Annotated in this window: 21 protein-coding genes and 1 tRNA gene; 10 read left to right on the forward strand and 12 right to left on the reverse strand. The window is 70.0% G+C overall.

The window, feature by feature from the left end:
• From AC1DDU_RS06300 to AC1DDU_RS06325, 6 genes are read left to right on the forward strand one after another with little or no spacing between them, the layout of a single operon-like run.
• Positions 1-900, forward strand: coding sequence for an ABC transporter ATP-binding protein (locus tag AC1DDU_RS06300; protein ID WP_477432198.1), 900 nt, complete (start codon positions 1-3; stop codon positions 898-900).
• On the forward strand, positions 890-1,810 hold the full coding sequence (locus tag AC1DDU_RS06305; RefSeq protein ID WP_477432199.1) for an ABC transporter permease: 921 nt from the start codon (positions 890-892) through the stop codon (positions 1,808-1,810). The genes AC1DDU_RS06300 and AC1DDU_RS06305 overlap by 11 nt, the downstream gene beginning before the upstream one ends.
• On the forward strand, positions 1,807-2,628 hold the full coding sequence (gene cobA / locus AC1DDU_RS06310; RefSeq protein ID WP_477432201.1) for a uroporphyrinogen-III C-methyltransferase: 822 nt from the start codon (positions 1,807-1,809) through the stop codon (positions 2,626-2,628). Before AC1DDU_RS06305 ends, cobA begins: the two co-directional genes overlap by 4 nt.
• Before the next feature lie 45 nt (positions 2,629-2,673).
• A complete protein-coding gene (locus AC1DDU_RS06315) occupies positions 2,674-4,068 on the forward strand; it encodes an FAD-dependent oxidoreductase (RefSeq protein ID WP_477432203.1) in 1,395 nt (464 codons plus the stop codon).
• Positions 4,065-4,397, forward strand: coding sequence for a ferredoxin (gene fdxA / locus AC1DDU_RS06320; RefSeq protein WP_477432205.1), 333 nt, complete (start codon positions 4,065-4,067; stop codon positions 4,395-4,397). The genes AC1DDU_RS06315 and fdxA overlap by 4 nt, the downstream gene beginning before the upstream one ends.
• Positions 4,387-5,346, forward strand: coding sequence for an NAD(P)/FAD-dependent oxidoreductase (locus AC1DDU_RS06325; protein WP_477432207.1), 960 nt, complete (start codon positions 4,387-4,389; stop codon positions 5,344-5,346). The genes fdxA and AC1DDU_RS06325 overlap by 11 nt, the downstream gene beginning before the upstream one ends.
• A gap of 6 nt (positions 5,347-5,352) precedes the next feature.
• Here AC1DDU_RS06325 and AC1DDU_RS06330 read toward each other — a convergent pair whose 3' ends face one another.
• The 5 genes from AC1DDU_RS06330 to AC1DDU_RS06350 form a co-directional block, all read right to left on the reverse strand.
• Entirely contained in the window at positions 5,353-6,003 is a 651-nt protein-coding gene (locus AC1DDU_RS06330) for a PadR family transcriptional regulator (RefSeq protein WP_477432209.1), read from the reverse strand.
• Between the two features lie 211 nt (positions 6,004-6,214).
• A complete protein-coding gene (locus AC1DDU_RS06335) occupies positions 6,215-7,015 on the reverse strand; it encodes an ABC transporter permease (protein WP_477432211.1) in 801 nt (266 codons plus the stop codon).
• A 9-nt stretch (positions 7,016-7,024) separates the two neighbouring features.
• Positions 7,025-7,951, reverse strand: coding sequence for an ABC transporter permease (locus AC1DDU_RS06340; RefSeq protein WP_477432213.1), 927 nt, complete (start codon positions 7,949-7,951; stop codon positions 7,025-7,027).
• A 76-nt stretch (positions 7,952-8,027) separates the two neighbouring features.
• Entirely contained in the window at positions 8,028-9,194 is a 1,167-nt protein-coding gene (locus tag AC1DDU_RS06345) for an ABC transporter substrate-binding protein (protein ID WP_477432215.1), read from the reverse strand.
• A gap of 90 nt (positions 9,195-9,284) precedes the next feature.
• Entirely contained in the window at positions 9,285-10,319 is a 1,035-nt protein-coding gene (locus AC1DDU_RS06350) for an ABC transporter ATP-binding protein (RefSeq protein WP_477432217.1), read from the reverse strand.
• Between the two features lie 124 nt (positions 10,320-10,443).
• Between AC1DDU_RS06350 and AC1DDU_RS06355 the strand changes: the two genes are divergently transcribed.
• The 3 genes from AC1DDU_RS06355 to AC1DDU_RS06365 are packed head-to-tail and all read left to right on the forward strand — an operon-like array spanning position 10,444 to position 12,847.
• The gene (locus AC1DDU_RS06355; RefSeq protein WP_477432218.1) at positions 10,444-11,229 is read left to right on the forward strand and encodes a FadR/GntR family transcriptional regulator; all 786 of its coding nucleotides are present in this window, start codon (positions 10,444-10,446) and stop codon (positions 11,227-11,229) included.
• Positions 11,226-11,978, forward strand: a complete 753-nt coding sequence (locus AC1DDU_RS06360; protein ID WP_477432220.1) for a cache domain-containing protein — start codon at positions 11,226-11,228, stop codon at positions 11,976-11,978. Before AC1DDU_RS06355 ends, AC1DDU_RS06360 begins: the two co-directional genes overlap by 4 nt.
• Before the next feature lie 32 nt (positions 11,979-12,010).
• Complete coding sequence (locus AC1DDU_RS06365) at positions 12,011-12,847, forward strand: hypothetical protein (protein WP_477432222.1); 837 nt, start codon at positions 12,011-12,013, stop codon at positions 12,845-12,847.
• 3 nt (positions 12,848-12,850) lie between these two features.
• On the opposite strand, the gene dcd is transcribed toward AC1DDU_RS06365, so the two are convergent.
• Positions 12,851-13,456, reverse strand: a complete 606-nt coding sequence (gene dcd / locus AC1DDU_RS06370; protein WP_477432224.1) for a dCTP deaminase — start codon at positions 13,454-13,456, stop codon at positions 12,851-12,853.
• A 58-nt stretch (positions 13,457-13,514) separates the two neighbouring features.
• On the opposite strand from dcd, the gene AC1DDU_RS06375 reads away from it, so the two are divergent.
• Positions 13,515-13,588 (forward strand) — tRNA-Gly (locus tag AC1DDU_RS06375).
• 205 nt (positions 13,589-13,793) lie between these two features.
• On the opposite strand, the gene AC1DDU_RS06380 is transcribed toward AC1DDU_RS06375, so the two are convergent.
• The 6 genes from AC1DDU_RS06380 to AC1DDU_RS06405 form a co-directional block, all read right to left on the reverse strand.
• Positions 13,794-15,977 carry an alpha-galactosidase gene (locus AC1DDU_RS06380; protein WP_477432226.1) on the reverse strand — a complete coding sequence of 728 codons (2,184 nt, stop codon included), beginning with the start codon at positions 15,975-15,977 and terminating at the stop codon, positions 13,794-13,796.
• Entirely contained in the window at positions 15,974-18,430 is a 2,457-nt protein-coding gene (locus AC1DDU_RS06385) for a glycoside hydrolase family 38 N-terminal domain-containing protein (RefSeq protein WP_477432228.1), read from the reverse strand. Before AC1DDU_RS06385 ends, AC1DDU_RS06380 begins: the two co-directional genes overlap by 4 nt.
• Positions 18,427-19,275, reverse strand: coding sequence for a carbohydrate ABC transporter permease (locus AC1DDU_RS06390; RefSeq protein WP_477432230.1), 849 nt, complete (start codon positions 19,273-19,275; stop codon positions 18,427-18,429). Before AC1DDU_RS06390 ends, AC1DDU_RS06385 begins: the two co-directional genes overlap by 4 nt.
• A 131-nt stretch (positions 19,276-19,406) precedes the next feature.
• The gene (locus AC1DDU_RS06395) at positions 19,407-20,297 is read right to left on the reverse strand and encodes a carbohydrate ABC transporter permease (protein WP_477432232.1); all 891 of its coding nucleotides are present in this window, start codon (positions 20,295-20,297) and stop codon (positions 19,407-19,409) included.
• A gap of 77 nt (positions 20,298-20,374) precedes the next feature.
• Positions 20,375-21,661, reverse strand: coding sequence for an ABC transporter substrate-binding protein (locus tag AC1DDU_RS06400; protein ID WP_477432234.1), 1,287 nt, complete (start codon positions 21,659-21,661; stop codon positions 20,375-20,377).
• Positions 21,662-21,820: 159 nt separating this feature from the next.
• Positions 21,821-22,909 (reverse strand): mandelate racemase/muconate lactonizing enzyme family protein, encoded by a 1,089-nt coding sequence (locus AC1DDU_RS06405; RefSeq protein ID WP_477432236.1) that lies wholly within the window; start codon positions 22,907-22,909, stop codon positions 21,821-21,823.
• Positions 22,910-22,999: the final 90 nt, after the last annotated feature.

Below are 22,999 nucleotides of genomic sequence, written 5' to 3' on the forward strand. Positions count from 1 at the left end.
ATGAGCACCGCTCCCGCTCCCGCCTCCGGTGCCGCACAGGGCTCGAAGGCAACTCACGCGCCGGCGACCCCGGGGGCGGGCGCGCCCGCCACGACGGGCACGACCAAGCCACTGGCGCCGAGCTTCGACAGCGTCGCTCCGGTGCCGGTCGCGGCGCCCGCCCCCGCGCCCGCGGTGCGGATCGACGGCGTCTCCAAGCGCTTCGGCGCCGGGCCGGTCGTGCTCGAGGACTTGTCGCTCGACATCGCGCCGGGCGAGTTCGTGTGCCTGCTGGGCGCGTCGGGATGCGGCAAATCCACCCTTCTGAACCTCGTCGCGGGTCTCGATCGCCCCMCCGCGGGGCGCATCGAGACCCCCGCCGAGGGCTCGGCCGTGATGTTCCAGGAGTCGGCGCTCATGCCCTGGCTCACCGCCCGCAAGAACGTCGAGCTCGCCCTGCGCCTGCGCGGCGTCCCCCGCGGCGAGCGCCGCGAGAAGGCGCTCGCGCTGCTGGACACCGTCAACCTCGCGGATGCCGCAGACAAGCGCCCGCACGAGCTCTCGGGGGGCATGCGCCAGCGCGTCGCCCTCGCCCGCGCGCTCGCACAGGACCGGCCCGTGCTGCTGATGGACGAGCCCTTCGCGGCGCTGGACGCCATCACCCGCGACCTGCTGCACGAGGAGCTCGAGCGCGTGTGGCGCGCCACCGGCCGCACCATCGTGTTCGTCACCCACAACGTGCGCGAGGCCGCGCGCCTCGGTCAGCGCGTCGTACTGCTGGGCAGCCGCCCTGGCCGCGTCGTGCAGCAGTGGCAGATCGCCAAGACCACCGGCCGGCGCATCGAGTCGCCCGAGGTCGCCGCCCTGTCGGTGGAGATCACCGAGCAGCTGCGCAAGGAGATCCGCCGCAATGCCGCATGACACCCTGACCCTGTCGAAGACGGATGCCGCGGCATCCGTCCACTCCGACGACCTGCGCTCGCTCGAAGCCGGCCTCGACCGCCTCCAGACCGACGCCGACACCGGCCCCGGCCGCTGGCGCCGCTTCGCCGCGAGCGTCGTGCCGCCGATCGTCTTCGTGATCCTGCTCGTCATCGCGTGGCAGCTGTACGTCGTGATCGCGCACCCGCGTCCCGACATCATCCCCGGACCGGCCGACGTCGCCGCCGCCCTCGGCGCCGCCTGGGACTCCGGGCGCCTGCAGGAGGCCGTCGCGACGAGCCTCGAACGGGGCGTCATCGGGTTCCTCATCGCGATCGTCGTCGGCACGCCGATCGGCCTTCTGCTGGCGGAGGTGCGCCCGATCCGGCGCGCGGTCGGCCCTCTGATCTCGGGACTGCAGGTGCTGCCGTCGGTGGCGTGGGTGCCCGCCGCCATCATCTGGTTCGGCCTGTCGGATGCGACCGTCTACTTCGTGATCCTGATGGGCGCGATCCCCTCGATCGTCAACGGCCTCATCGCGGGGATCGATCAGGTGCCGCCGCAGCTGCGCCGCGTGGGCACCGTGCTCGGCGCATCGCGCTGGCAGCTCGCGACCGCGGTGATCCTCCCCGCCGCACTCCCCGGCTACCTCGCCGGCCTCAAGCAGGGGTGGGCGTTCTCATGGCGCTCCCTCATGGCTGCCGAGATCATCGCGATGGGCGGCACGATCGGCTTCGGGCTCGGCTCGATGCTGCAGAACAACCGCGACCTCGCCGACCTCGCCGGCGTCCTCGGCACGATCCTGGTGATCCTCGCGATCGGCGTGCTCATCGAGCTCCTCTTCTTCGGCCCACTGGAGCGGCGGATGCTGAAGCGCCGCGGCCTGCTCGTCACGGGAGGTGCGCGATGAGCCCCCGCGAGAGCACGGGTGCCACGGCCACCGGCAAGGTGTGGCTCGTCGGCGCGGGTCCCGGCGACGCCGGACTCCTCACCCTCAAGGGCCTGCGTGCGCTGGAGGCGGCGGACGTCATCGTCGCCGACCGGCTCGGAGCGCGCGGGGTGCTCGACGGGCTCGCCGCCGACGGCGTGCACCTCCGTGCCGAGGTGGTCGACGTCGGCAAGCGACCCGGGCACCACGCCGTGCCGCAGGACGCGATCAACGCCCTGCTCGTCCAGCTCGCCCACGACGGCCGGACCGTCGTGCGCCTCAAGGGCGGCGATCCGTACGTCTTCGGGCGCGGCGGCGAGGAACTGCACTCCTGCCAGGAGGCCGGTGTCGCGGTCGAGGTCGTGCCCGGGATCACCAGTGCGGTCTCGGTGCCGGCGGTGGCCGGCATCCCGCTCACCCATCGCGGGGTCGCGACCGCCTTCACCGTCGCCACCGCCCACGACCAGATCGCCGACCTCGGCGGCGGTCGCGACCACACCGTGGTGCTGCTCATGGGCATCGGCACGCTCGCGAACTCGGCGATCACGCTCGCCCGCGGCGGGCGCGGCGCGGACTGCCCGGTCGCCGTCGTGGAGGACGGGTACGGCCCGCGGCAGCGGGTCACGGTGGGCACGCTCGCGACGATCGCGCATCAGGCGGCCGAGCGCGGCATCCGCTCCCCCGCCGTCGTGGTCGTCGGCGACGTCGTGCGGCTGAGCCCGTACGCCCCCACCGAGCTCGCGACCCTCGACCTCTCCGCGTACGACCCGCTCACCCCCGAGCACGCCCGTCGCCCCTGAGGCGACCGGCCGTTCATCGTCTCCGCCCGACCCGAAAGAACCACCGTGACTTCTTCGAGCCTCCAGAACCTCCGCGTCGCGATCGTCGGCGCCGGTCCCGCCGGCATCTACGCGGGCAACATCCTCACCAACTCCGTCGCGGATGCCGGGGGCACCGTCGCGATCGACCTCTTCGAGTCGCTCCCCGCGCCCTACGGGCTCATCCGGTACGGGGTCGCCCCCGATCACCCCCGCATCAAGGGCATCGTGAACTCGCTGCACGAGATGCTGGATGCCGGCACCACCCGGTTCGTCGGCAACGTCGAGGTCGGCCGCGACATCTCGATCGACGAGCTGCAGGAGCGCTACGACGCCGTGATCCTCGCGACCGGCGCGATCCGCGACGCCGCGCTGGACATCCCCGGCATCGACCTCGACGGCTCGTACGGCGCCGCCGACTTCGTCGCCTGGTACGACGGGCACCCCGACGTGCCGGCCACATGGCCGCTCGACCAGCGCGAGGTCGCCGTCATCGGCAACGGGAACGTCGCGCTCGACGTCGCGCGCGTGCTCGCCAAGCACGCCGTGGACCTGCGTCCCACCGAGATCGCCGACAACGTGCTCGCCGGCCTCGAGGCCTCCGCCGTCACCGACGTGCACGTCTTCGGCCGCCGAGGACCTGCCGACATCAAGTTCACGCCGATCGAGCTGCGCGAGCTCGGCGAGGTCCCCGACGTCGACATCGTCGTGCACGACGAGGACTTCGCCGACGCCGACCCCGCGAACGCGGCGAACAACCAGCTGAAGGTGATGCTCCGCGTCCTCAACGGCTGGCGCACCCGCGAAGCGACCGGCGCGAGCCGGCGCCTGCACCTGCACTTCTACCACTCGCCCGTCGAGGTGCTCGGCGACGGGCGGGTCGAAGGCATCCGCTTCGAGCGCACGGAGCCCGCCGGCGACGGCCGGGTGCGCGGCACCGGAGAGTTCCGCGAGATCGCCGTCCAGCAGGTCTACCGCGCCGTCGGCTACTACGGATCGCCGGTCATCGACGCCCCGTTCGACGCGCAGGCGGGCGTCGTCTCGAACGTGGAGGGGCGGGTGACCGACAGCGCCCGCACCGCCGACGCCGACGCCCCCGTCATCGACGGGCTGTACGCCACCGGCTGGATCAAGCGAGGACCGGTCGGCCTCATCGGCCACACCAAGTCCGACGCGATGGAGACGGTCGCGCACCTGGTGTCGGACGTCGAACGCGGACGTCTGTCGGCTCCGAGCGTGGACGGCGACGTGCTCGACCTGCTCGAGGAGCGCGAGGTCGAGTACACGACGTGGGACGGCTGGCGCGCCCTCGACGCGCACGAGCGGGAGCTCGGTGCGACCCACCTCCACACGCGCGAGCGGGTCAAGGTCGTGCCGCGTGACGAGCAGGTGCGGATCTCGCGCGGAGCGCTCGTCCGATGACGTACGTGATCGCCTTGCCGTGCGTGGACGTCAAGGACCGCGCCTGCATCGACGAGTGTCCCGTGGACTGCATCTACGAGGGCGACCGGTCGCTGTACATCCACCCCGACGAGTGCGTGGACTGCGGCGCCTGCGAACCGGTGTGCCCCGTCGAGGCGATCTACTACGAAGACGACCTGCCCGACGAGTGGCAGGACTACTACAAGGCCAACGTCGAGTTCTTCGACGACATCGGCTCGCCCGGCGGCGCCGCCAAGGTCGGCGTGATCCACAAGGACCACCCGATCATCGAGGCGCTCCCGCCCCAAGGAGACCACGATGACCGATAACGCTGCGCCCTCGGCCGAGGTCGATGTCGTCATCGTCGGCGGCGGCCCGGCAGGGCTGTCGGCCGCGCTCAACCTCGGCCGCGCGCGTGCCTCGGTGGTCGTGGTCGACGCCGGCCGGCCCCGCAACGCCGCCACGCTGCGCTCGCACGGCTTCCTCACCCGCGACGGCGTCCCGCCGCTCGAGCTGCGCAAGCTCGCCCGCGCCGAGTTGGCCGCCTACCCGAACGTGCGGGTGCTCGACCGCACCGTGGTCACGCGGCTCATCGCGACGGGCGGCGAGCGCGGGCAGCGCTTCATCGCGGCGTTGCAGGGCCGGGCCGCCGGCATCCCACCCGCCGTCGCGGCCCGCTCGGTGCTGGTGGCCACCGGCCTGCGCGAGACCCTGCCCGACCTGCCCAGCCTGCGCGCCTTCTACGGCATGACCGTCTTCAGCTGCGCCGCGTGCGACGCGTGGGAGCTGCAGGACCGTCCGCTCGCCCTCATCGGCGAGACGCCCGACCTCGCCGATCGGGCGCGGCTGATCGCCCGCTGGACCGACCGGCTCACCGTCTTCACGAACGGCTCCGACGCGGTCGACACGGTCGAAGAGGCTGAGCTCGCGGCATCCGGGATCATCGTCGAGCGCCGCCTCATCGACGACCTCGAGGGTGAGCGCGGCGCGGTCTCGGCGGTGCGCCTGGCCGACGGCACGCGCGTCGAGGTCGACGGCGGGTTCGTCCGGCCGCAGTGGCACCCCGCGCTGGACTTCGTCGCCGGCATCGACCTCGAGCGCGACGTGTTCGGCAACCTCGTCACCGACCGCTCGGGCCGTACGTCGGTGCCCGGCCTGTATGCGGCGGGGGATGCCGCCTCCCCCGGTCCGCAGCAGCTGATCGTCGCCGCAGGCCAGGGTGCGCGCGCGGCGGCCGTGCTCGTGCACGATCTCGTCGGCGTGCGCACCGCGCACTGAACGGGGTCAGTCCTCCGGCGGGTGGGCTGCCTCCCAGGCCTTGCGGCCCGGGGCGAGCATGTCGTGAACGTGGGACTCGTGGGTCACGGCGGGGGTCACCGTGTCGGGCCAGTCCTCGATCTGCAGCGCCGCCCAGTCCGCCCAGGCCACGATGTGGTCGTAGTGGCCGATCATGAACGTGTTCGCGAGGGCGAACAGATGCCGGCGCTCGGGGAACGTCCCGCCCGTGGTGCTGATGAAGGCGGCGTAGCGCGCGAACATCTCCCGATGGGCGAGCGCCTGCTCGCGGGTCTGCGTCAGGGTGCGGCGCAGGTCCTCGACCGAGCCCTGGTCGGCCAGCAGCACGCGGACCATGCCCTCGAACTCGACCGACGGCGGGTGCACCGGCGTGCTCAGCCATTGCGCGAGCGCCTCGCGGCCGGCCGGGGTGATCGAGTACATCGTGCGGGCGCGCTTGCCGGTGTGCTCCTGGCGGGTGCCGACGAAACCATCTGCCGACAGACGCTTGAGCACGGCGTAACGGCCCCGGTCGGCCGACGGCCACAGCTGCGACACCCCGCGCCCGAGCTGCTCCGCCAGCTGGTAAGCCGACCAGTCGCGCGCGGCCAGGAGACCCAGGGTGAGGTACCCCGTGATCGACAGCTCACGGTCAGGCACCGCGTCCTCCTTCCCCTTCGGCATCGGGTCGCCGTCGCGGAAGGTAAAAGAGTATCCCGCAGGGGCCGCTCCGACCCTATACTGCGACTTGCAGTAACCGCGCGCGGGAACCAGCGGGGGCACGGACCGCGCCTGTGGTGGGCCCAGCGTGGGGACGAAGCCCACCGCGCGGCGGGCGATCTGGGGATCGCCCGCCGCACCACTGCCCGCGTCAGCGGCGCGTCTGCTCCGAGCCCGACAGCCGCTGCGCCAGGTAGATCGGCACGATCGACACGATCACCAGCACGACGGCGATCACCGACACGATCGGCGCCTGGTTCGGCCGGAACATGTTGTTGAGGATGAAGATCGGCAGCGTGGTCACACCGGATCCCGCCGTGAACGTCGTGACGATGATCTCGTCGAAGCTCAGCGCGAACGCGAGCAGCGCGCCGGCGAGCAGCGCCGAGCGCAGCTGAGGGAAGGTGACGAGCCGGAAGGTCGTCCAGATCCCGGCGCCGAGGTCGGCCGAGGCCTCCTCGAGATTCGTTCCGGTGCGTCGCAGCCGGGCGATGACGTTGTTGAACACCGTCACGATGCAGAAGGTCGCGTGGGCGATCACCACCGTCCAGATCGACAGCGGCACCCCCATGATCGTGCGGAAGAAGTTGTTCAGCGCGATGCCGGTGATGATGCCCGGCAGCGCGATGGGCAGGATGATCAGCAGCGAGATCGCGTCGCGCCCGAAGAACTCGAACCGCTGCAGCGCGAGCGAGATGAGGGTGCCCAGCGCGAGCGAGATCAGGGTCGCGACGATGGCGATCCCGACGCTCGTACCCACCGCCTCCAGTGCGCCGGTGCTCTGGAACGCCTTGCCCCACCACTCCAACGTGAACCCGGGAGGCGGCCAGCTGAGCGAGGTGGACGTCGAGAACGAGTTGACGAGCACGACGAACAGCGGCAGGTAGACGACCAGCAGGATGAGGACGGTGATGATGCCGAGCACCGTGCGGGACAGTCGCGAGAGTCGCATCGCCGGGTCCTAGAGGTTGTTCAGGGCGCCGGTGCGGCGCACGAGGGCGAGGTAGCCGAAGATGATCACGATCGGGATGAGCGCGATCGCCGCAGCCAGCGGCAGGTTGTTGGCGGCGCCCACGTTCGTGTAGACGAGATTGCCGAGCATCTGGTTCGTGCCGCCGACGATGTTGACGGTGATGTAGTCGCCCAGCGACAGCGAAAACGCGAAGATCGTGCCCGCGATGATCGCCGGGAACGCCAGCGGCAGGACCACCGACCCCAGCGTCCGCCACGACTTGCCCCCCAGATCGGCGGATGCCTCCAACAGTGAGTCCGGCACGCGCTCCAGGCCCGCGTAGATCGGCAGGATCACGTACGGCAGCCACAGGTACGACAGGGTGATGACGGTCGCGGTGAGCCCGTACCCCGGCGTGTGCAGGCCGAACGGGGCGAGGATCCACTCGAGGATCCCCTCCTGCGACAGCACCGCCCGCCACGCGTAGGCCTTGACGAGATAGCTCGCCCACAACGGCATGAGCACGGCGATCACCAGCAGCCGCTGCGCGCGGGGCGAGGCGACCTTGGCCATGTAGAACGCGATCGGCAGGGCGATGGCGACGTCGATGAGCGTCACCAGCAGCGCGATCCCCACGGTGCGCAGCGTCACCGTCTGATACAGCGATCCGGTCACGACGGTGATGATGTTGTCGAGCGTCCAGTCGGTGATGATCTCGCCGGTGAACGAGTCCACCTGCCAGAACGCGGTGATCAGCAGCAGCGCGAGCGCCACGATGTACACGACGCCGAGCCAGAACAGCGGCGCGCTCAGCAGGAACACCAGCCGGAACCGGGGATGCGCACTCAGCCACGCCGACGCGCGCCGCGCCGGCGTGGCGCGGGGTGCGGGGACGGTGCGGACAGTCTGCGTGGCGACGGGACTGGTCTGGGTCATCGAGGGTCTCCGGGAGTCGTGCTCTGTCGATGCCGGGGGCGACGGATGCCGCCGCCCCCGGCGGGTGCGGGCCGGATCAGCCCTTGATCTCCGACCAGGCCGCGGTCCAGGCCGAGTAGTCCTTGCACTCGACGTCGGTGCGTCCGTCCAGGCAGTCCGCGATCGGGGTGGTCCAGTACCAGATCTTCGACGCGTAGTCGGCGTCGCCGGCGTGGTACGCCTCGCAGTCCTCGCGGTGGTCGCACGCCGCCTGGCTCGAGGGCGCCTCGCCGAAGTACGACGTGGCGACGCCGTTGACCTCGGGGCTGGCGATCCAGTCGAGCCACATGTACGAGCAGTTCGGGTGCTTGGTGGTGGACGAGATCATCCACGTGTCGGACCACCCGGTCGCGCCCTCCTCGGGCAGCACGACGTCGGTGGGCGCCTCCTCGCCGGCGAGCACGTTCTGGATGACCTGCCACGTGGTGCCGGCGACCGAGTCGCCGGTCTCGAACGCCTGGATCTCCTTCAGGTAGTCCGACCAGTACTCGCCGACGTGCTGGCGCTGCTCCTTGAGCAGATCCACCGCGGCCTGGAACTGGGTGTCGTCCAGCGCGTACGGGTTCTCGATCCCGAGGTCCGGCTGGTGCGCCATCAGGTAGACGGCGGCGTCGGCGATGTAGATCGGGTTGTCATAGGCGGTGATCTTGCCGGAGTAGGCGCTCGCGCCGTCGAAGACGACATCCCACGAGGTCGGTGCCGGCTGGACGACGTCGGTGTTGTACATCAGCAGGTTGGCGCCGTAGCCGTGGGGCACCCCGTAGTGCTCGCCGTCGACGGTGTTCCAGGGCTGGTCCTTGAGGAAGGGATAGATGTCCTCGTAGCTCGGGACCAGGTCGACGTTGACCGGCTGCACGTCGCCGGCCGCGATCAGCCGCAGCGACGCGTCGCCGGAGGCCGAGACGACGTCGTAGTCGCCGGTCTTCATGAGGGTGACCGCCTCGTCGGACGTGTTGAAGGTCTTGGAGGTGACCTGGCAGCCGGTCTTCTCCTCGAAGCCGGAGACCCAGTCGTAGTCGGGGTCGTTGCTGCCGTCTTCGACGTAGCCCGCCCAGGCGATGATCGACACTTCGCCTTCGCCCTCGCCGAGCTCTTCGACGGCCTGGGTCGGGGTGTTGCCGCCGCTGGACGTGCCGCAGCCGGCCAGGACCGCGATCGATCCGGCCGCCAGGACGGTCGCGGCGATCCGCGATCCGCGTGACATGCGCATCATGGTGTTTTCCTCTCGGGTGCTGTTCTCTCGATGTGCTGTGTGGTGGGTGATCCGGGGCGTGGGCGCCCAGGTGTGAGCGGGTCAGGTGCCCGGCGGGATGAGCGAGACGACGTCCTCGTCGTGCCACATGACGTGCACGCGATCGCCGCGGTCGTCGTCGGAGACGCGGCTGCGGTCGTTGCGCTCGAGCACCGTCACGCGCATGCCGGCGTCGAGGTCGATGACGCGACGGATGCCGCTTCCGACGTAGATCGATTCGACGACGGTGCCCTCGGCGGAGCGCTCGCCGGGTGCGCTCGCGGCCGACGACGACAGCGTGAGCTTCTCGGGCCGGATGGAGTGCTCGCCGTCGCGGCCGATGAGCGCGGCGGAGCGCTCGCGGTCGAAGAGGTTGGAGGTGCCGACGAAGTCGGCGACGAAGTGGCTCGCCGGGCGCTCGTAGAGGTCCTGCGGAGTGCCGAGCTGCACGATGTGCCCGTCGTGGAAGACCGCGATCCGGTCCGAGAGCGTGAGCGCCTCCTCCTGGTCGTGCGTCACGAAGATGAACGTGATGCCGAGGTCGCGCTGGATCTGCTTGAGCTCGACCTGCATCTGCTCGCGAAGCTTGAGGTCCAGCGCCCCGAGGGGCTCGTCCAGGAGCAGCACCTTCGGCTGGACGACGGTGGCGCGGGCCAGGGCGACGCGCTGGCGCTGCCCGCCCGAGAGCTGTGACGGCTTGCGAGCGGCCATCTGCTCCAGGCGCACTGCGGCGAGCGCCTTCATCGCCAGGTCGCGACGCTTGGCGCGCCCCACGCCGCGCACGCGGAGCCCGTAGGCGACGTTGTCGAGCACGCTCATGTGCGGGAAGAGGGCGTAGTCCTGGAAGACCGTGTTGACGTCCCGGTCGAACGGGGCCTTCTTCGTGACGTCCTGCCCGAACAGCTCGATCGTCCCGCCGGTGGGCTGCTCGAAGCCCGCGATGAGGCGGAGCACGGTGGTCTTGCCCGAGCCCGAGGGACCGAGCATCGAGAAGAACTCCCCCGCGGCGATCTCCAGGTCGACGTGGTCGACGGCCGTGACGGCGCCGAACTCCTTGGTGAGTCCGGTGAGCCGGATGGCGGGCTGCAGCTCGGTCATGACGTCTCCTTCGATGTCGATGGAAGTAAATCATATGGATCCATATGTCAAAAGGGGGGACTGCGTGTTACGGTCGTGTCACGGTCGTCGAGGACGACGCCGAACCGCCGACCTCGGGAGTTCCATGCCGCACGCCACGGGAAGAGTCGACGCCGCCCGCGCGGTGGTGTTCGCCCCGCTGGACGGCAGCGGGCGCGCCGAACTCGTCGAGAAACGCCTGTCGGACGCGATCGTCTCGGGCGTGCTCCGCGACGGCGAACGGCTGCCCAGCGAGTCCGACCTCTCCCGCAGTCTGGGGGTCGCCCTGGTCACCGCGCGCGAGGCGCTCGAGGTGCTGCGCGACAAGGGACTGGTGAAGACCCGGCGCGGCCGCGACGGCGGCAGCTTCGTGACGTTCGACCGCGATTCGGCCACCCGCCACCTCGAGCGGCGCCTCCGAGACCACAGCCGCATCGAGCTGCGCGATTTCGCCCTCCACGCCTCGGCGATCGCCGGGACCTCCGCCGAGACCGCGGCCGGCCGCGCGAGCGATGACGACGTCGAGACGCTGGTGCGCATCGCCGACGCCGCGGATCTGAGCACGGCGGGCGGTGCCCGGCGCGCGGTCAGCCGGTTCCAGCTGGAGGTCGCCGCCGTCAGCCAGTCCCCCCGGCTCGTACACGAGGAGATGCGCCTGCAGAGCGAGGCGGGACCACTCCTCTGGCTCTGCCTACGGGAGCAGGAGTACCGTGACCGCAGCGCCATCGCACGTTCGCAGGTCGTCGACGCCATCCGCGACGTCTCGCCCGAAGCAGCGCGTGCGGCGACGATCGCACATATCAACAGCGCCTTCGAATGGCTCATCGACGAGCGGGCGCGCATCGACGCGCGCAGCGAGGACGCGGCATCCGACCTGAAGGACCTCCCATGACCACCATCGCGACCCGGTCGCCGGCCGATGTCGCGGCACACGTCGCCGTGACGATCGACGGCATCTTCGCCAAGATCGACGGCTGGCGCGCACTGCTCGAGGAGCGGCTCGCGGACGGCGGCGCCCTCACCGCCGAGGCCGTGGACCCGCTCGTCGAGACGTTCGCGGTGCCCGCCGTCTCGGGCGACACGCTGCTCACCGGGGCGGGGTTCGTCGCCGCGCCCGGCGTGCTGAGCGACGCGGAATGGCACCTGGGATGGTGGCTCGGCACGAGCGGAACCTCCCGGGTCGTCCGTCGCCTCGCCACCATCGACGACCCCGCGCACGAGCAGTTCCGCGACTACACCGCCCTGGAGTGGTGGCGGGTTCCGGCCACGACCGGCGCACGGCACCTGACTGGGCCGTACGTCGACTACGTGTGCACCGACGACTACACCGTCACGATCACCACGCCCGTCCGGCGTGGCGACGAGATGATCGGCGTCGTCGGCGCAGACGCACTGGTGGACCGCCTGGAACGCGTGCTCCTGCCGGTGCTACGCACCGGCGAGACCCCCGCCACGCTCGTCAACGCCTCGGGGAGGGTCGTCACCTCGACCGATGCGCGGCGCGAGCCGGGCTCCATGCTGCGCGCCGACGGCCTGGCAGCCGCCGTGCGGACCTTGTCGCCCGAGCCGGTGCGGCTGCCCGACGGGACGTTCGTGCTCGCCTGCGGCGACACGTCCCTGGCGCTGGTCGTCGGACGCTAGCGGGCAGAGCGCGGTGCGGCAGGATGGCCTCGATGTCAACGCCGACCGATCTCCCGCTGGACGAGCTCCACAGTCTCCGCGAGCGCGCATACGGGCCCACTGCCGATATCCACGCCGATCCCGCCGCGATGGCGCGACTGGCGGAGCTCGAAGCGCAGGCGCGGGCCGTCGCGACGCCGGTTCCCGCATCGGAGCCGGATGCCGCTTCCCCGGCGCCCGTCGATGTCGCCCTCGTCGACCCCCCGGCGCCGGTCCCGCCGCGTGAGGACGCCGACGTCGAAGCCCCGTTCGCGGAACCCCTCGCGGCCGACGTCGCGGCCGACGCGGGGACCGGCATCCCGGCACCCGCCACCGACGCGCCCGCCGCGCAGCCCTCATCCGCAGCGCCGTGGTGGCGCCGGCGGATGCCGCTGCTGTGGGCAGGCTCCGTCGTGGCGGCACTGATCCTCGGCGCGGGCGCGACACTGGCGATCGAGTCGTTCGAATCCGGCGCCGTGGCGGTTCTCGCGCCGGACCCCGACGCCGAGTGGTCCGACGCCATCTGGGGCGGACCGGACGCACAGGACGCGATCGGGTTCGAGGAGTTCTTCGGGCTCACCGTGATCTCGCAGCCGCAGCAGTGGAGCTCGGCGGGCGACACGCTGCCCTGCATGGCCATCTTCGGCGGCGAGGGCGACAACATCATCTACGCCGGCAGCGGGTGCGGGGCGGGCCGGTTCCCCGCCGTCACGTCATTCGTGGTGAGCCGGGACTCCCCCAAGGAGCTGCGCGACCGATTCCCCGAGGGAACGGCGCTGCAGTTCGTGCTCGAAGACGGCCGGGTGCACGTCTACGCCGAGGAGCCGCTCGTCACCCCGCCCACGTCCTGAGGGTCAGGCGCCGCGGCGCCCGGCATCCGTCGCCCCGACGTCGGTGCGGTGGAAGCTCTGGAAGGAGCGGGATGCCGTCGGCCCCCGCTGGCCCTGATACCTGTTGCCGTAGGCACCCGAGCCGTACGGGCTCTCGGCGGGCGAGGTGAGGCGGAAGTAGCAGACCTGGCCGATCTTCATCCCTGGCCAGAGCTTGATGGGCAGCGTCGCCACGTTCGACAGCTCGAGCGTGACGTGGCCGGTGAAGCCCGGGTCGATGAAGCCGGCGGTCGAGTGCGTCAGCAGGCCCAGGCGTCCGAGCGACGACTTGCCCTCCAGGCGCGCGGCGATGTCGTCGGGCAGCGTGATCTGCTCGAACGTCGACCCCAGCGCGAACTCGCCGGGGTGGAGGATGAAGGGCTCGCCGGGGTCGACCTCGATGAGGCGGGTCAGCTCGGGCTGGTCCTCGGCGGGATCGATGAACGGGTACTTGTGGTTGTCGAACAGCCGGAAGTAGCGGTCCAGCCGCACGTCGACGCTCGACGGCTGCACCATCGAGGGCTCCCACGGGTCGAGCCCGATGCGCCCCGCGTCGATCTCGATCCGGATGTCGCGGTCACTGAGCAGCACGGAAACAGCCTATCGGGGCGCTCCTGTTATGCTGGCCGGACGCCGTAATCCGGCGTGCGGGGCTGTAGTTCAATGGCAGAACTTCTGCTTCCCAAGCAGACAGCGCGGGTTCGATTCCCGTCAGCCCCTCCAAAGCCTCAGGGGCGCGGCCGAAGGTCGCGCCCCTGAGGCATTCGAGCGTCTGATGTCGGATCGGATCCGCTTCGGGGGGTCCCGCTCCGCCAGAGGCTCCGCGCGACGCGAAGCGGCGCGTGGAGGGGCGGAGTGGCCGATTCCCGTCAGCCCCTCCAAAGGCCCAGCGTGCCGACGAAGTCGGTGCGATGGGCCTTTCGCGTGGTCACACCCGCTCGAACTCGACGATCGAGCTGAGGAAGTCGCGCTGCGAGAACCGCAGCGAACCGGTGGCGGGGATGACGAGCTCATCCTCGTGGAACGGGAAGCCGCGGTGGTGCAGGTAGCCGCCGCCGTACTCCTCGCCGGTGGCGAGGTCTCGGTAGCGGGCATCCTCCTCCAGTCCGCGCAGCGTCACGTGTCGGGAGCCCCGGTCCAGCGATCGGCGCGGTTCGTAGCAGAGGACGACCACACGGCCGCCGTGCACGTACTGCACCGCGGAGCGGTCCCGGCCCGGCAGCCCGCCGAGGCGGTACTGCTCCCCCAACTGGACGACCTCGCGGATGCGCTTGTACTGCGCGATCAATGCCGTGGCCGTCTCGAGCTCGTGCGGGCTCCACCGGGTGAGGTCGCCGCCGATGCCGAGCGAACCGGCCATCGCGACGTGGAAGCGGTACTCCAGCGGCACCTCGCGGAACGTGAGCGGGTTCGGCGAATCGGTCACCCAGTTCGACATCGCGATCGCGGGGTAGAGCTGGCTGAAGCCGTGCTGGATGGGCTGCCGGTCGATCGCGTCGGTGTTGTCCGACGTCCAGAACTCGTCGGCCACCGCCGCCATCGCCAGGTCCACCCGGCCGCCTCCGCCCGCGCACGACTCGATCCGCAGTCCCGGATGAGCCACGCGCAACCGCCGCATGATGTCGTGCACCGCACGCGCGTGCCCGACCCACAGCGAGTCCTGATCGGTCGCGTTCTCGGGCCAGCCCGCCTGGCTGAACGGCCGGTTCATGTCCCATTTCAGGTAGTCGATCGCGTTGTCGCCGACCAGCCGGTCCAGCCATCCGAACGCCCATTCGCGCACGTCGTCACGGGCGAAGTTCAGCACCAGCTGGTTGCGGCGCTCGGCGCGATGGCGGCCATCGACATGCAGCACCCACTCGGGATGCCGCCGGTAGAGCTCGCTGCGGGGGTTCACCATCTCGGGCTCGACCCACAGGCCGAACCGCATGCCCAGGGCAGCGACCTCGTCGCGCAGCCGGCGCAGTCCCGCCGGGAATCGGCGTGGGTCGGGCCACCAGTCGCCGAGTCCGCTGGTGTCGTCGGTGCGGGTGCTGAACCAGCCGTCGTCGACGACGAACAGCTCGGCGCCCATATCGGCGGCCCGCCGCGCCAGCGCGAGCTGCCCCTCCTCGGTGACGTCGAACTCCGTCGCCTCCCATGAGTTGTACAGCACGGGGTTGACCTGGTCGCCGGTGGGCCGCAGCCGCTCCCGCACGAAGCGATGCCACCCGCGCGACGCGGCGCCGAACCCCCCGGAGCTCACCTGGCCGAACGACGACGGGGTGGTCAGCGACGACCCGGGGCACAGCCGCAGCACGACGCCGTCGTGCCCGAATCCGGTGCTCACCGACACGCCGCCCTCGGCGCGGCGCTGCACGGTGAGACGCCACGTCCCGCTCCACCCGAGGGCGACCGACCGCACGAGCCCGACGTCCTCGGTCGTGGTGCCGTCGTCGATCATCACCCAGGGGTTGGCGCCGTGGCTGGTCGTGCCGGTGCGGCTGGTGAAGGTGAGCTCGCCGACCGGTAGCGCCTTGCGCTCCAGCTGCGTCTCGCCAGCCCAGTAGCCGTTCACCGCCGAGTAGCGGTAGTCGCTCTGGTCCTCGATGAACCAGTTCGCGGAGTCGACGCGGTGCAGGAGCGCATCACCGGGCGCCGAGGCATCCAGCGACAGCTCGTTCCAACGTTCGATGACGTCGGTCCCCGCCCGCAGCCGGTAGCACAGCGTCACCATCAGCGGCCCGCGCGAATCCCGCAGCCGCAGTCGCAGCGTGATCGCATCGAGGGTGCCGTCCACCTCCTGGGGCTCGATCTCGTCGGCGGCGAACACCAGTTCCGGTGCGCGATCCGCGCCGGGCAGGACGACATCCAGGCCCACCACACCCCACCGCGAACCGCCGCCGACGAGCAGCTCCTCCTCGACCTCGGACGGCCGCGACCCGTGGCTGTGGAGGCTGCGGGACCGCATCCCGTGCGCCAGCCTGTCCCGATCGGCGGCGGGAAGCCGCGGTCCCCAGTAGCGCTGGGCGGGGATGCCCTGCTCGGAGATCCCGACGACGTACATCGTGGTCGCCGTCTCGAGGAACCATGCGTCGCCGCCCGCCGAGCGGGTGATGCGCACGGCCGTCACACCGCGCGATCCTGCAGGCGCCCCTCACCGGGCTCGATGCCGCCCGTCGTGATCGGCCACACCAAGCCCGGCATCCGGAAATGGTGCGACTGCTCGCTGAGGGCCACGGCATCCATCTCCGCGAACGATCGCAGCCCGTAGCGGAACGTGTTCGAGCCGGTCTGCTGCTGCGCGAAGTTCGTGTCCCAGTAGTTGTTCACCGGCCAGGCGAGCAGCAGCGGGTCGGCGTCGCGCGGCACGGCATCCATCGGCTTCTTGAAGCCGAAGTCGCCGAACTGGACGCCGGGAGCGTCGGGCAGGAACAGGGCCACGCCGCCGGCGTCGTCCCACATCACGGCCATGGTCTCCGCGGTGGCCCAGTTGCGGCAGGCACCCGGAAGCTGGTCCTCGTCCAGGCCGACGAACTGCCCCGCGGTGTCGAAGCCGGCCCGCCACCCGCCGGCGAGCGCCAGCGGCACGGCGAAATAGATCGCCTGCGGCGCCGTCTCGGGCTCCAGCTCCATCGTCACCTCGATGTCGAGGGTGGGATCGTCGGCGTGCAGCGTGATCCGCTGGGCCAGCGCCACCACGCCCGGCGCATCGAAACGCCGGGTCAGCGTGATCGACCCCGCGCTCTCGCTCACCGTGCAGGAGGTGACGCGGGTCGCCGACTCATGGATCGGGTCCCACTCCTCGACCCAGCACGACTGGTCGACCTTCTCCTTGTCGAGATCGCGACGGTAGTAGGCCTGCCGGGTGCCGTCGACCAGCGGGTCGGGCCGCTCGCGCACGAACGAGAACAGGTCGATGCCACGACGCGGCGCGAGCAGGTGCCGGTCGCGCACGACGTCGCGCACCGAAAGGATGCGCCCGGAGCCCGTCTCGTAGGTCAGCTCGAAGAACGGCGAGACGATGGTGCCGGTCTGCTTCGAGCGCACCGTCTCGGTGGCGAAGTTCAGCTCACGGCCGCGCTGCGATGTCGTCGTGATGGTGTGCGACAGCACCGGGGACGTGTCGGCGACGGGCACGAGGTCGCCGAGGGCGATGCTCTTCCACGACTGGGGCGGCAGCGTGACCGAGGCGAAGGCGCGGCCGCTGTCGCCGGGGAACTCGTGCCCCCAGGAGCGACCCTGGTAGTGCATGCGACTGGCACGGTAGGTGCGGCCGATCGCGTTGTCGGAGTCGGCGAACCACGCGTCGGGCAGCACGGGCTGGATCGCGACCGGGTAGGGGGCCGGGTTGGCCAGGAGCACACCCTTGATGCCCTTGTCCGCCGGCGGATTGCCCGCCAGTCGTTCGAGGGCGTCGAGCACGGCGAACGCGGCAGCCTCCTCGCCCTCGAAGGCGGCGACATCCTTCATCGCCTCGCTGGCCTGCGCCTGCGGATGGGCGGGGTTGCCGTCGAAGTAGCCCCAGGTGTGCTCGTCGTACAGGTCGATCTTCTCGCGCGCGAGGTCGAGCTGCGTATGCTCGGCACCGCCGAGCAGCACGGCTCCGGCATCCACGAGCGCCTTGGACAGCTGGTTGCTGGCCGTCGCGCGGGGTGCGCTGCCGTACCCGAAGCTCCAATAGTCGGTCCAGTCGCCGCGCAGGTGCGGGAGCTCCGCCTCCGGCACCCGCATCGCCGTCTCCCGCAGATCCTCATAGGTGACATAGCGGATGCCGGGACCGGCCTGCGTCTCGTTCCACCGCTGGATGAGCGGCGGCATGAACGGGTTGGGCGGCGCGTTGTCCCACAGCACCGGGGAGCAGGTGCTGGTGAGGTAGACGAAGTCCAGCGGATAGTCGAGCTCGGTCAGGCGGGCGTGCAGCTCACCCCAGCCCTCCTGCATCCGCTCCACCGAGTCGTCCCAGGCATACAGAAGCTGGTCGAACATCGTGTAGTGGTTGCCGTTGAAGACCCGCAGTTCACGGCCCGACGGCGCTTCCCACATGAACATGCCGGGCCGCGGCGCGACCGCCTTGCCGAGGTGCGGGTTGATCGCCATCACGAAGAAGTCGATGCCGTTGTCCATCAGCTCGTCCGCCAGCGGCCACGGGATGCCGTTGACGTCGTGCTGGCTGGCCACGGTGATCGCGCCGCCGAGCTCGGCCTCCAGGCGCTTCTTGCCGTCGAGCAGCCGGTTCAGGCCCTTGCGGTCGGCCAGCGCCGCCGTGTTCCAGCGCAGCGCGCCGATGCCGATGCGCCCTTCGTCGTACAGCGCCTTGAATCGGGCGATGTCGATCGACGAGGCCTGCGCGAACCAGCGCTCGACCGGTTCGGTGACCTCGCACGTCCACTTCGGCCGCGCGCCGTCGGGCATGTCGGCCGTGTCCTCGAGCCAGTCGAGCGCCTCGTCGATGTACTCCACCTGGAAGTTCCACATCAGCGGCTGCGAGTGGGTGTACCCCACGTCGAGGTGGCTGTGGGCAAGGACGAGGATCTCCGAGATCGGCTTGCGGCCACCGATTCCCGGGGTGTCGGACGACGTCACTTCGATGCTCCTGACATGAGGCCGTGGATGAACTCGCGCTGGCTGACGAGGTAGCCGACCAGCGGGACGATCGCCGCGAGGAACATGATCCCGAACAGCTGCGCGAAATTGGTCGAGTACTGGCCCAGCGAGATGTAGATGCCGGTGGTGATGGTCTGGCCCTGCAGCGGGCCGAGGATGAACAGCGGGTTGAGGAAGTCGTTCCACACCCACAGCCCGAGGAAGATGCCCACGGTCGCTGTGGCGGGGCGCACCAGCGGCATGACGATCTTCCACCAGATGCGCAGTTCGGAGGCGCCGTCGACGCGGGCGGCCTCGATGATCTCCTGCGGCACGCTGCGCAGGAATCCGACATAGACGAACACCGCGAAGGACATGTACCCGCCGCCGATGTTCGAAAGGATCAGTCCGACGTAGGTGTTGGCGAGTCCGACGGCCTGCAGCAGCTCGACGACGGGCAGCAGCACGACCTGCGGCGGCACCATGAGGCCGAGCGCCACGACCGCGAGGAGGAGCGCCTTGACCTTCGGGGTCCGCTGCGAGATGTAGAAGCTCAGCGCCGACGCGATCGGGATGAGGATGCCGACGGTGAGCGCCGTCACCAGGATCGAGTTCGTCAGGCCGCCCTGGATCAGCTGATCGGGGCGCTTGATGGCGTCGAGGATGTTGTCGAACGTGAAGGGAATCGGGGGCGACAGCGGGCTCGTGAGGATCTGCTCCTGCGTCTTGAACGCGCTGGAGAACGCGATGTAGACGGGGAGGATGAACGCGAAGGTCACGAGCCACGCCGTGACGAGGTGGCCCCAGGTGCCGAGCTTCTTCTTGCGAGAGCGGGCGGTGTTCACCGTCGCGCTCTCCGACCGCGGAGGGGTCTCGGCAGGCACCGGGCCGCCGCGTCGCTCACGACGTGAGGAGGGGGCTCCTGCGCCGGCGGCGGGAAGCCTGCCTTCGGGCTTCTTCTGGGAACGGACGGTGCTCACAGCTGGGCCTCCCGACGACGAAGGAGCGCGGTGACGCCGTAGGCGACCGCGGCGGTCAGGACGAGCAGGAGGATCGAGATCGCCGACGAGTAGCCGAAGCGGTTGCTGTTGAAGGCGACGTCGATCAGGTAGAACGCGGCGGACTGCGTGGATGCCGCGGGCCCGCCTCCGGTGAGCACGACGATGATGTCGTAGAGCTTGAAGGTGGTGATCATGCAGAGCACGACGCAGATCGTCATCCCGGGCGCGATCATCGGGAACGTCACGTTCCAGAAGCGCGAGAACGCGCCCGCGCCGTCCATGCGTGCGGCCTCGTAGAGCTCGGCGGGAACCGCCTGGAGCGAGGCCGTGTAGACGACGGTGGTGAAGGCGATCGTCACCCACGACACCACGACGCAGATCGACATGGTGGCCAGCTCCGGGGTGCCGATCCACGAGATCGGCTTGTCGATCAGTCCGATTCCGGTCAGCGCGGAGTTGAGCAGGCCGTCCTGGGTCAGGATGCTGCGCCAGATGAAGGCGACGATGACCCCCGAGAGCACCTGGGGGATGAAGACCAGCGTGCGCATGACGCGGAAGTTGGTGGTGGTCTTGTTCAGCAGGATGGCGAACAGGATGCCGAAGGCATTGGAGAGGACCGTGACGACGACGACCACGACCAGCGTGAACCCGAGACTCCGCGTCAGGTTGGGGTCGTTGAACATCTCGACGTAGTTGTCGAAGCCGACGAAGGCGCTCTCCGCCTGCAGCGGATTGCGGTCGGTGAAGCTCGTCATGATGCTGCGGAGGATCGGGTACACCAGGAAGACCAGGTACAGGCCGATCGCGACCCACGCGATCGGGGCGAGCCCCCAGGTCTGGCGCCCGAGACGTGTACGAGCAGTCATCGGCGTTCCTTTCATCTGAAGCGAGATGCCGTCCGGCGCGGGTACGCCGGACGGCACCTCGCTTGCGCGCATGGGTGTTACGGGGCGACCTTGTCCCACTCCGCGTCGAGCGTCGCCAGCTGGCCGGCGACGTCGGTGTCGGAGAAGAACGACTGCGCCAGCGCGTAGAACTTGTCGTTGATCCCGGGGGCCAGCGAGTCGTCGTTGTTGACCCAGCCGAAGGCTGCGACCTTGAGGTTGTCGTCGGTGACCAGCGGGTAGGTGGCGGTGAACAGCGAGTTGACCTTGACGTCGAAGTCGTCCATCGTGAGCTTCTTCATCAGCGGGAACGAACCGTCGCCCTCGATGAGCGGCTCGAGGCTCTCGGGTGCGAGCGACCACGCCTTGGCGAACTCCACGGCCTTGTCGACGTTCGCCGACTTCGAGCTCACCGAGATGGTGCCGCCGACGTTGAACGGCACGACGACGGTGCCGTCGTCGGTGGGCAGCGGGAAGGCGCCGAGGTTGTCGGCCTGCTCGGGGGTGATGTAGCCCGAGCCGGTGAACCAGCTGCCCATGATGTACATGCCGCTCTTGCCGTCGAGGAAGTTGCTGTTCGCCGTCGCGAAGTCCACGCTCAGGGCACCCGAGCTGAAGGCACCCTGCTCGATGAGGTCGACGTACTTCTGCATGGCGTCCACGAACTCGGGATCGGTGAAGTGGGTCTTGCCCTCGTACCGCTCCTGGATCCAGTCGGGGTTGCCGCCCATCACGTCGGCGCTCGCGAGCGCGACGATCGGCATGCTCGCCGACCACGGCTCGGCTCCGGCGAGTTCGATCGGCGTGACGCCCGCATCCTTCAGCGCGTCCACGGCCGTGAGGAACCCGGCGTAGTCCGTCGGCACCTCGATGTCGTTCTCGGCGAAGATCGCCTTGTTGTAATAGACCAGCGGCAGCACCTGGGCGTTGGTAGGCGGGATGTAGGTCTTGCCGTTGATGGCGCCGTCCTCGGGGAGCACGAAGTTCTCGTCGAGCCACTCCTGCTCGTAGGGGACGAGCAGTCCTGCGGCCTCGAAGTCGCGCGGGTTGATCGAGGCGAGCAGGTCCGGGAACTGACCGGTGGCCTGCAGCTTCTTCGCGTAGGCATTGCGGTCGGCATCCGGGCTCACGATGCGCTTGATCTCGACGCCGTCGACCTCTGCCTCGGCGGCGTCGATCGACGCCTCCCAGAACTCGGGGGTGACGGCCGGGGTCTCGAACGTCATGAACGTGAGCTCGGCCGTATCGCCGTCGCCCCCGGTGGGGGCGGTGGTCGAGCAGGCGCTCAGCGCCAGAGCGGCGGTGGCGCCGACGGCGGCCAGGCCGAGAATACGGGAACGCTTCACTTCATCCTCCTTGATCCGCTCCGCTGCGGCCTGCGCCGTGCGGAGGTGGTGCGTTCACGCGAAGGGGTCCTCCGCGCTGCGGGTACTGCTGTGGTTGTCGGGTCGTGCTGTGTGGTTATCGGGTACTTCGGTCCTGCGGGTACGGCTACGGCATCGTGGTCATCCCACGATCCGGTCGGCGATCGCGTCCGGATCCCAGTCGATGCCGAGCCCGATGGTCTCGGGAGCGACGGCGTGACCGTCGGCGACGGTCATCTCGGTGCGAGTGATGGCGCGAAGCTGGGGGATGTGCTCGACGTAGCGGCCGTTGGGGATCGCCGCGACCAGGCTCACGTGCAGCTCCATCAGGAAGTGCGGGCAGACCGCGACGTTGAAGGTCTCGGCGAGGTGGGCCACCTTCAGCCACGGGGTGATCCCGCCGATGCGGGCGACATCCACCTGGACGACTCCCGCGGCACCGCGCTGCAGGTAATCGCGGAACTGGCCGATCGAGTACATCGACTCCCCGACGGCGATCGGGATGCTGGTCGCCTCGGCCAGTCGCACGTGCCCCGCGACGTCGTCTGCGGGCAGCGGCTCCTCGAACCAGAACAGGTCGACGTCCTCGAACGCCTTCGCACGACGGATCGCCTCGGCGCCGGTCATGGACTGGTTCGCGTCGACCATGATGTCCAGGCGCGGGCCGACGGCGTCGCGCACGGCCTGAAGCCGTTCACGGTCCTCCTGCACGGTGGGCTTGCCGACCTTCAGCTTCACGCCGTGCCAGCCGGCCCGCTGCGAGCTCAGGGCGCCCTGCACCAGCTCGTCGGTGCTGAGGTGCAGCCAGCCGCCCTCCGTGTCGTACAGCGGCACGGTAGGGCGGAATCCGCCGGCGACCCGCCACAGCGGCTCGCCCGCACGCTTGCACTTGAGATCCCACAGCGCGGTGTCGACGGCGGCGAGCGCGAGGGAGGTGATGGCCCCGACGGTCGTCGCATGGGAAGAGGCGAACAGCTGGAACCAGACGGCCTCGATGAGTGAGGCATCCGATCCCCGCAGCTGGGGCACGAAGTGCTCGGTGAGCATCGCGAGCACGGACCTGCCGCCGGTGCCGATGGTGTACGAGTACCCGGTGCCGGTGAGCCCGTCGTCGGTGGTGATCTCGACGAACACGGTCTCCTGCTTGAGGAAGGACTGGACGGCGTCGGTGCGAACGGTCTCGACCTCGAGGTCGACCAGGTAGGCGCGCGCATCGGTGATGGTGGCCATTGTCGGTGCTCCCCAGCGTCGTTGATCAAAGAGCTGCGCAGGACGTCGACTTCTTGCCACTTCGGGAGAGACTCGATTAAGCCAAAACTT

This window comes from Microbacterium sp. 05T445 (genome assembly GCF_056395865.1).

Coding starts and splice junctions, on each gene's coding strand:
- AC1DDU_RS06360 (WP_477432220.1), top strand. CDS start 11,226: ATGACCACCATCGCGACCCGGTCGCCGGCCGATGTCGCGGCACACGTC.
- AC1DDU_RS06355 (WP_477432218.1), top strand. CDS start 10,444: ATGCCGCACGCCACGGGAAGAGTCGACGCCGCCCGCGCGGTGGTGTTC.
- AC1DDU_RS06305 (WP_477432199.1), top strand. CDS start 890: ATGCCGCATGACACCCTGACCCTGTCGAAGACGGATGCCGCGGCATCC.
- AC1DDU_RS06365 (WP_477432222.1), top strand. CDS start 12,011: ATGTCAACGCCGACCGATCTCCCGCTGGACGAGCTCCACAGTCTCCGC.
- AC1DDU_RS06350 (WP_477432217.1), bottom strand. CDS start 10,319: ATGACCGAGCTGCAGCCCGCCATCCGGCTCACCGGACTCACCAAGGAG.
- fdxA (WP_477432205.1), top strand. CDS start 4,065: ATGACGTACGTGATCGCCTTGCCGTGCGTGGACGTCAAGGACCGCGCC.
- cobA (WP_477432201.1), top strand. CDS start 1,807: ATGAGCCCCCGCGAGAGCACGGGTGCCACGGCCACCGGCAAGGTGTGG.
- AC1DDU_RS06335 (WP_477432211.1), bottom strand. CDS start 7,015: ATGCGACTCTCGCGACTGTCCCGCACGGTGCTCGGCATCATCACCGTC.
- AC1DDU_RS06405 (WP_477432236.1), bottom strand. CDS start 22,909: ATGGCCACCATCACCGATGCGCGCGCCTACCTGGTCGACCTCGAGGTC.
- AC1DDU_RS06340 (WP_477432213.1), bottom strand. CDS start 7,951: ATGACCCAGACCAGTCCCGTCGCCACGCAGACTGTCCGCACCGTCCCC.
- AC1DDU_RS06345 (WP_477432215.1), bottom strand. CDS start 9,194: ATGTCACGCGGATCGCGGATCGCCGCGACCGTCCTGGCGGCCGGATCG.
- AC1DDU_RS06325 (WP_477432207.1), top strand. CDS start 4,387: ATGACCGATAACGCTGCGCCCTCGGCCGAGGTCGATGTCGTCATCGTC.
- AC1DDU_RS06395 (WP_477432232.1), bottom strand. CDS start 20,297: ATGACTGCTCGTACACGTCTCGGGCGCCAGACCTGGGGGCTCGCCCCG.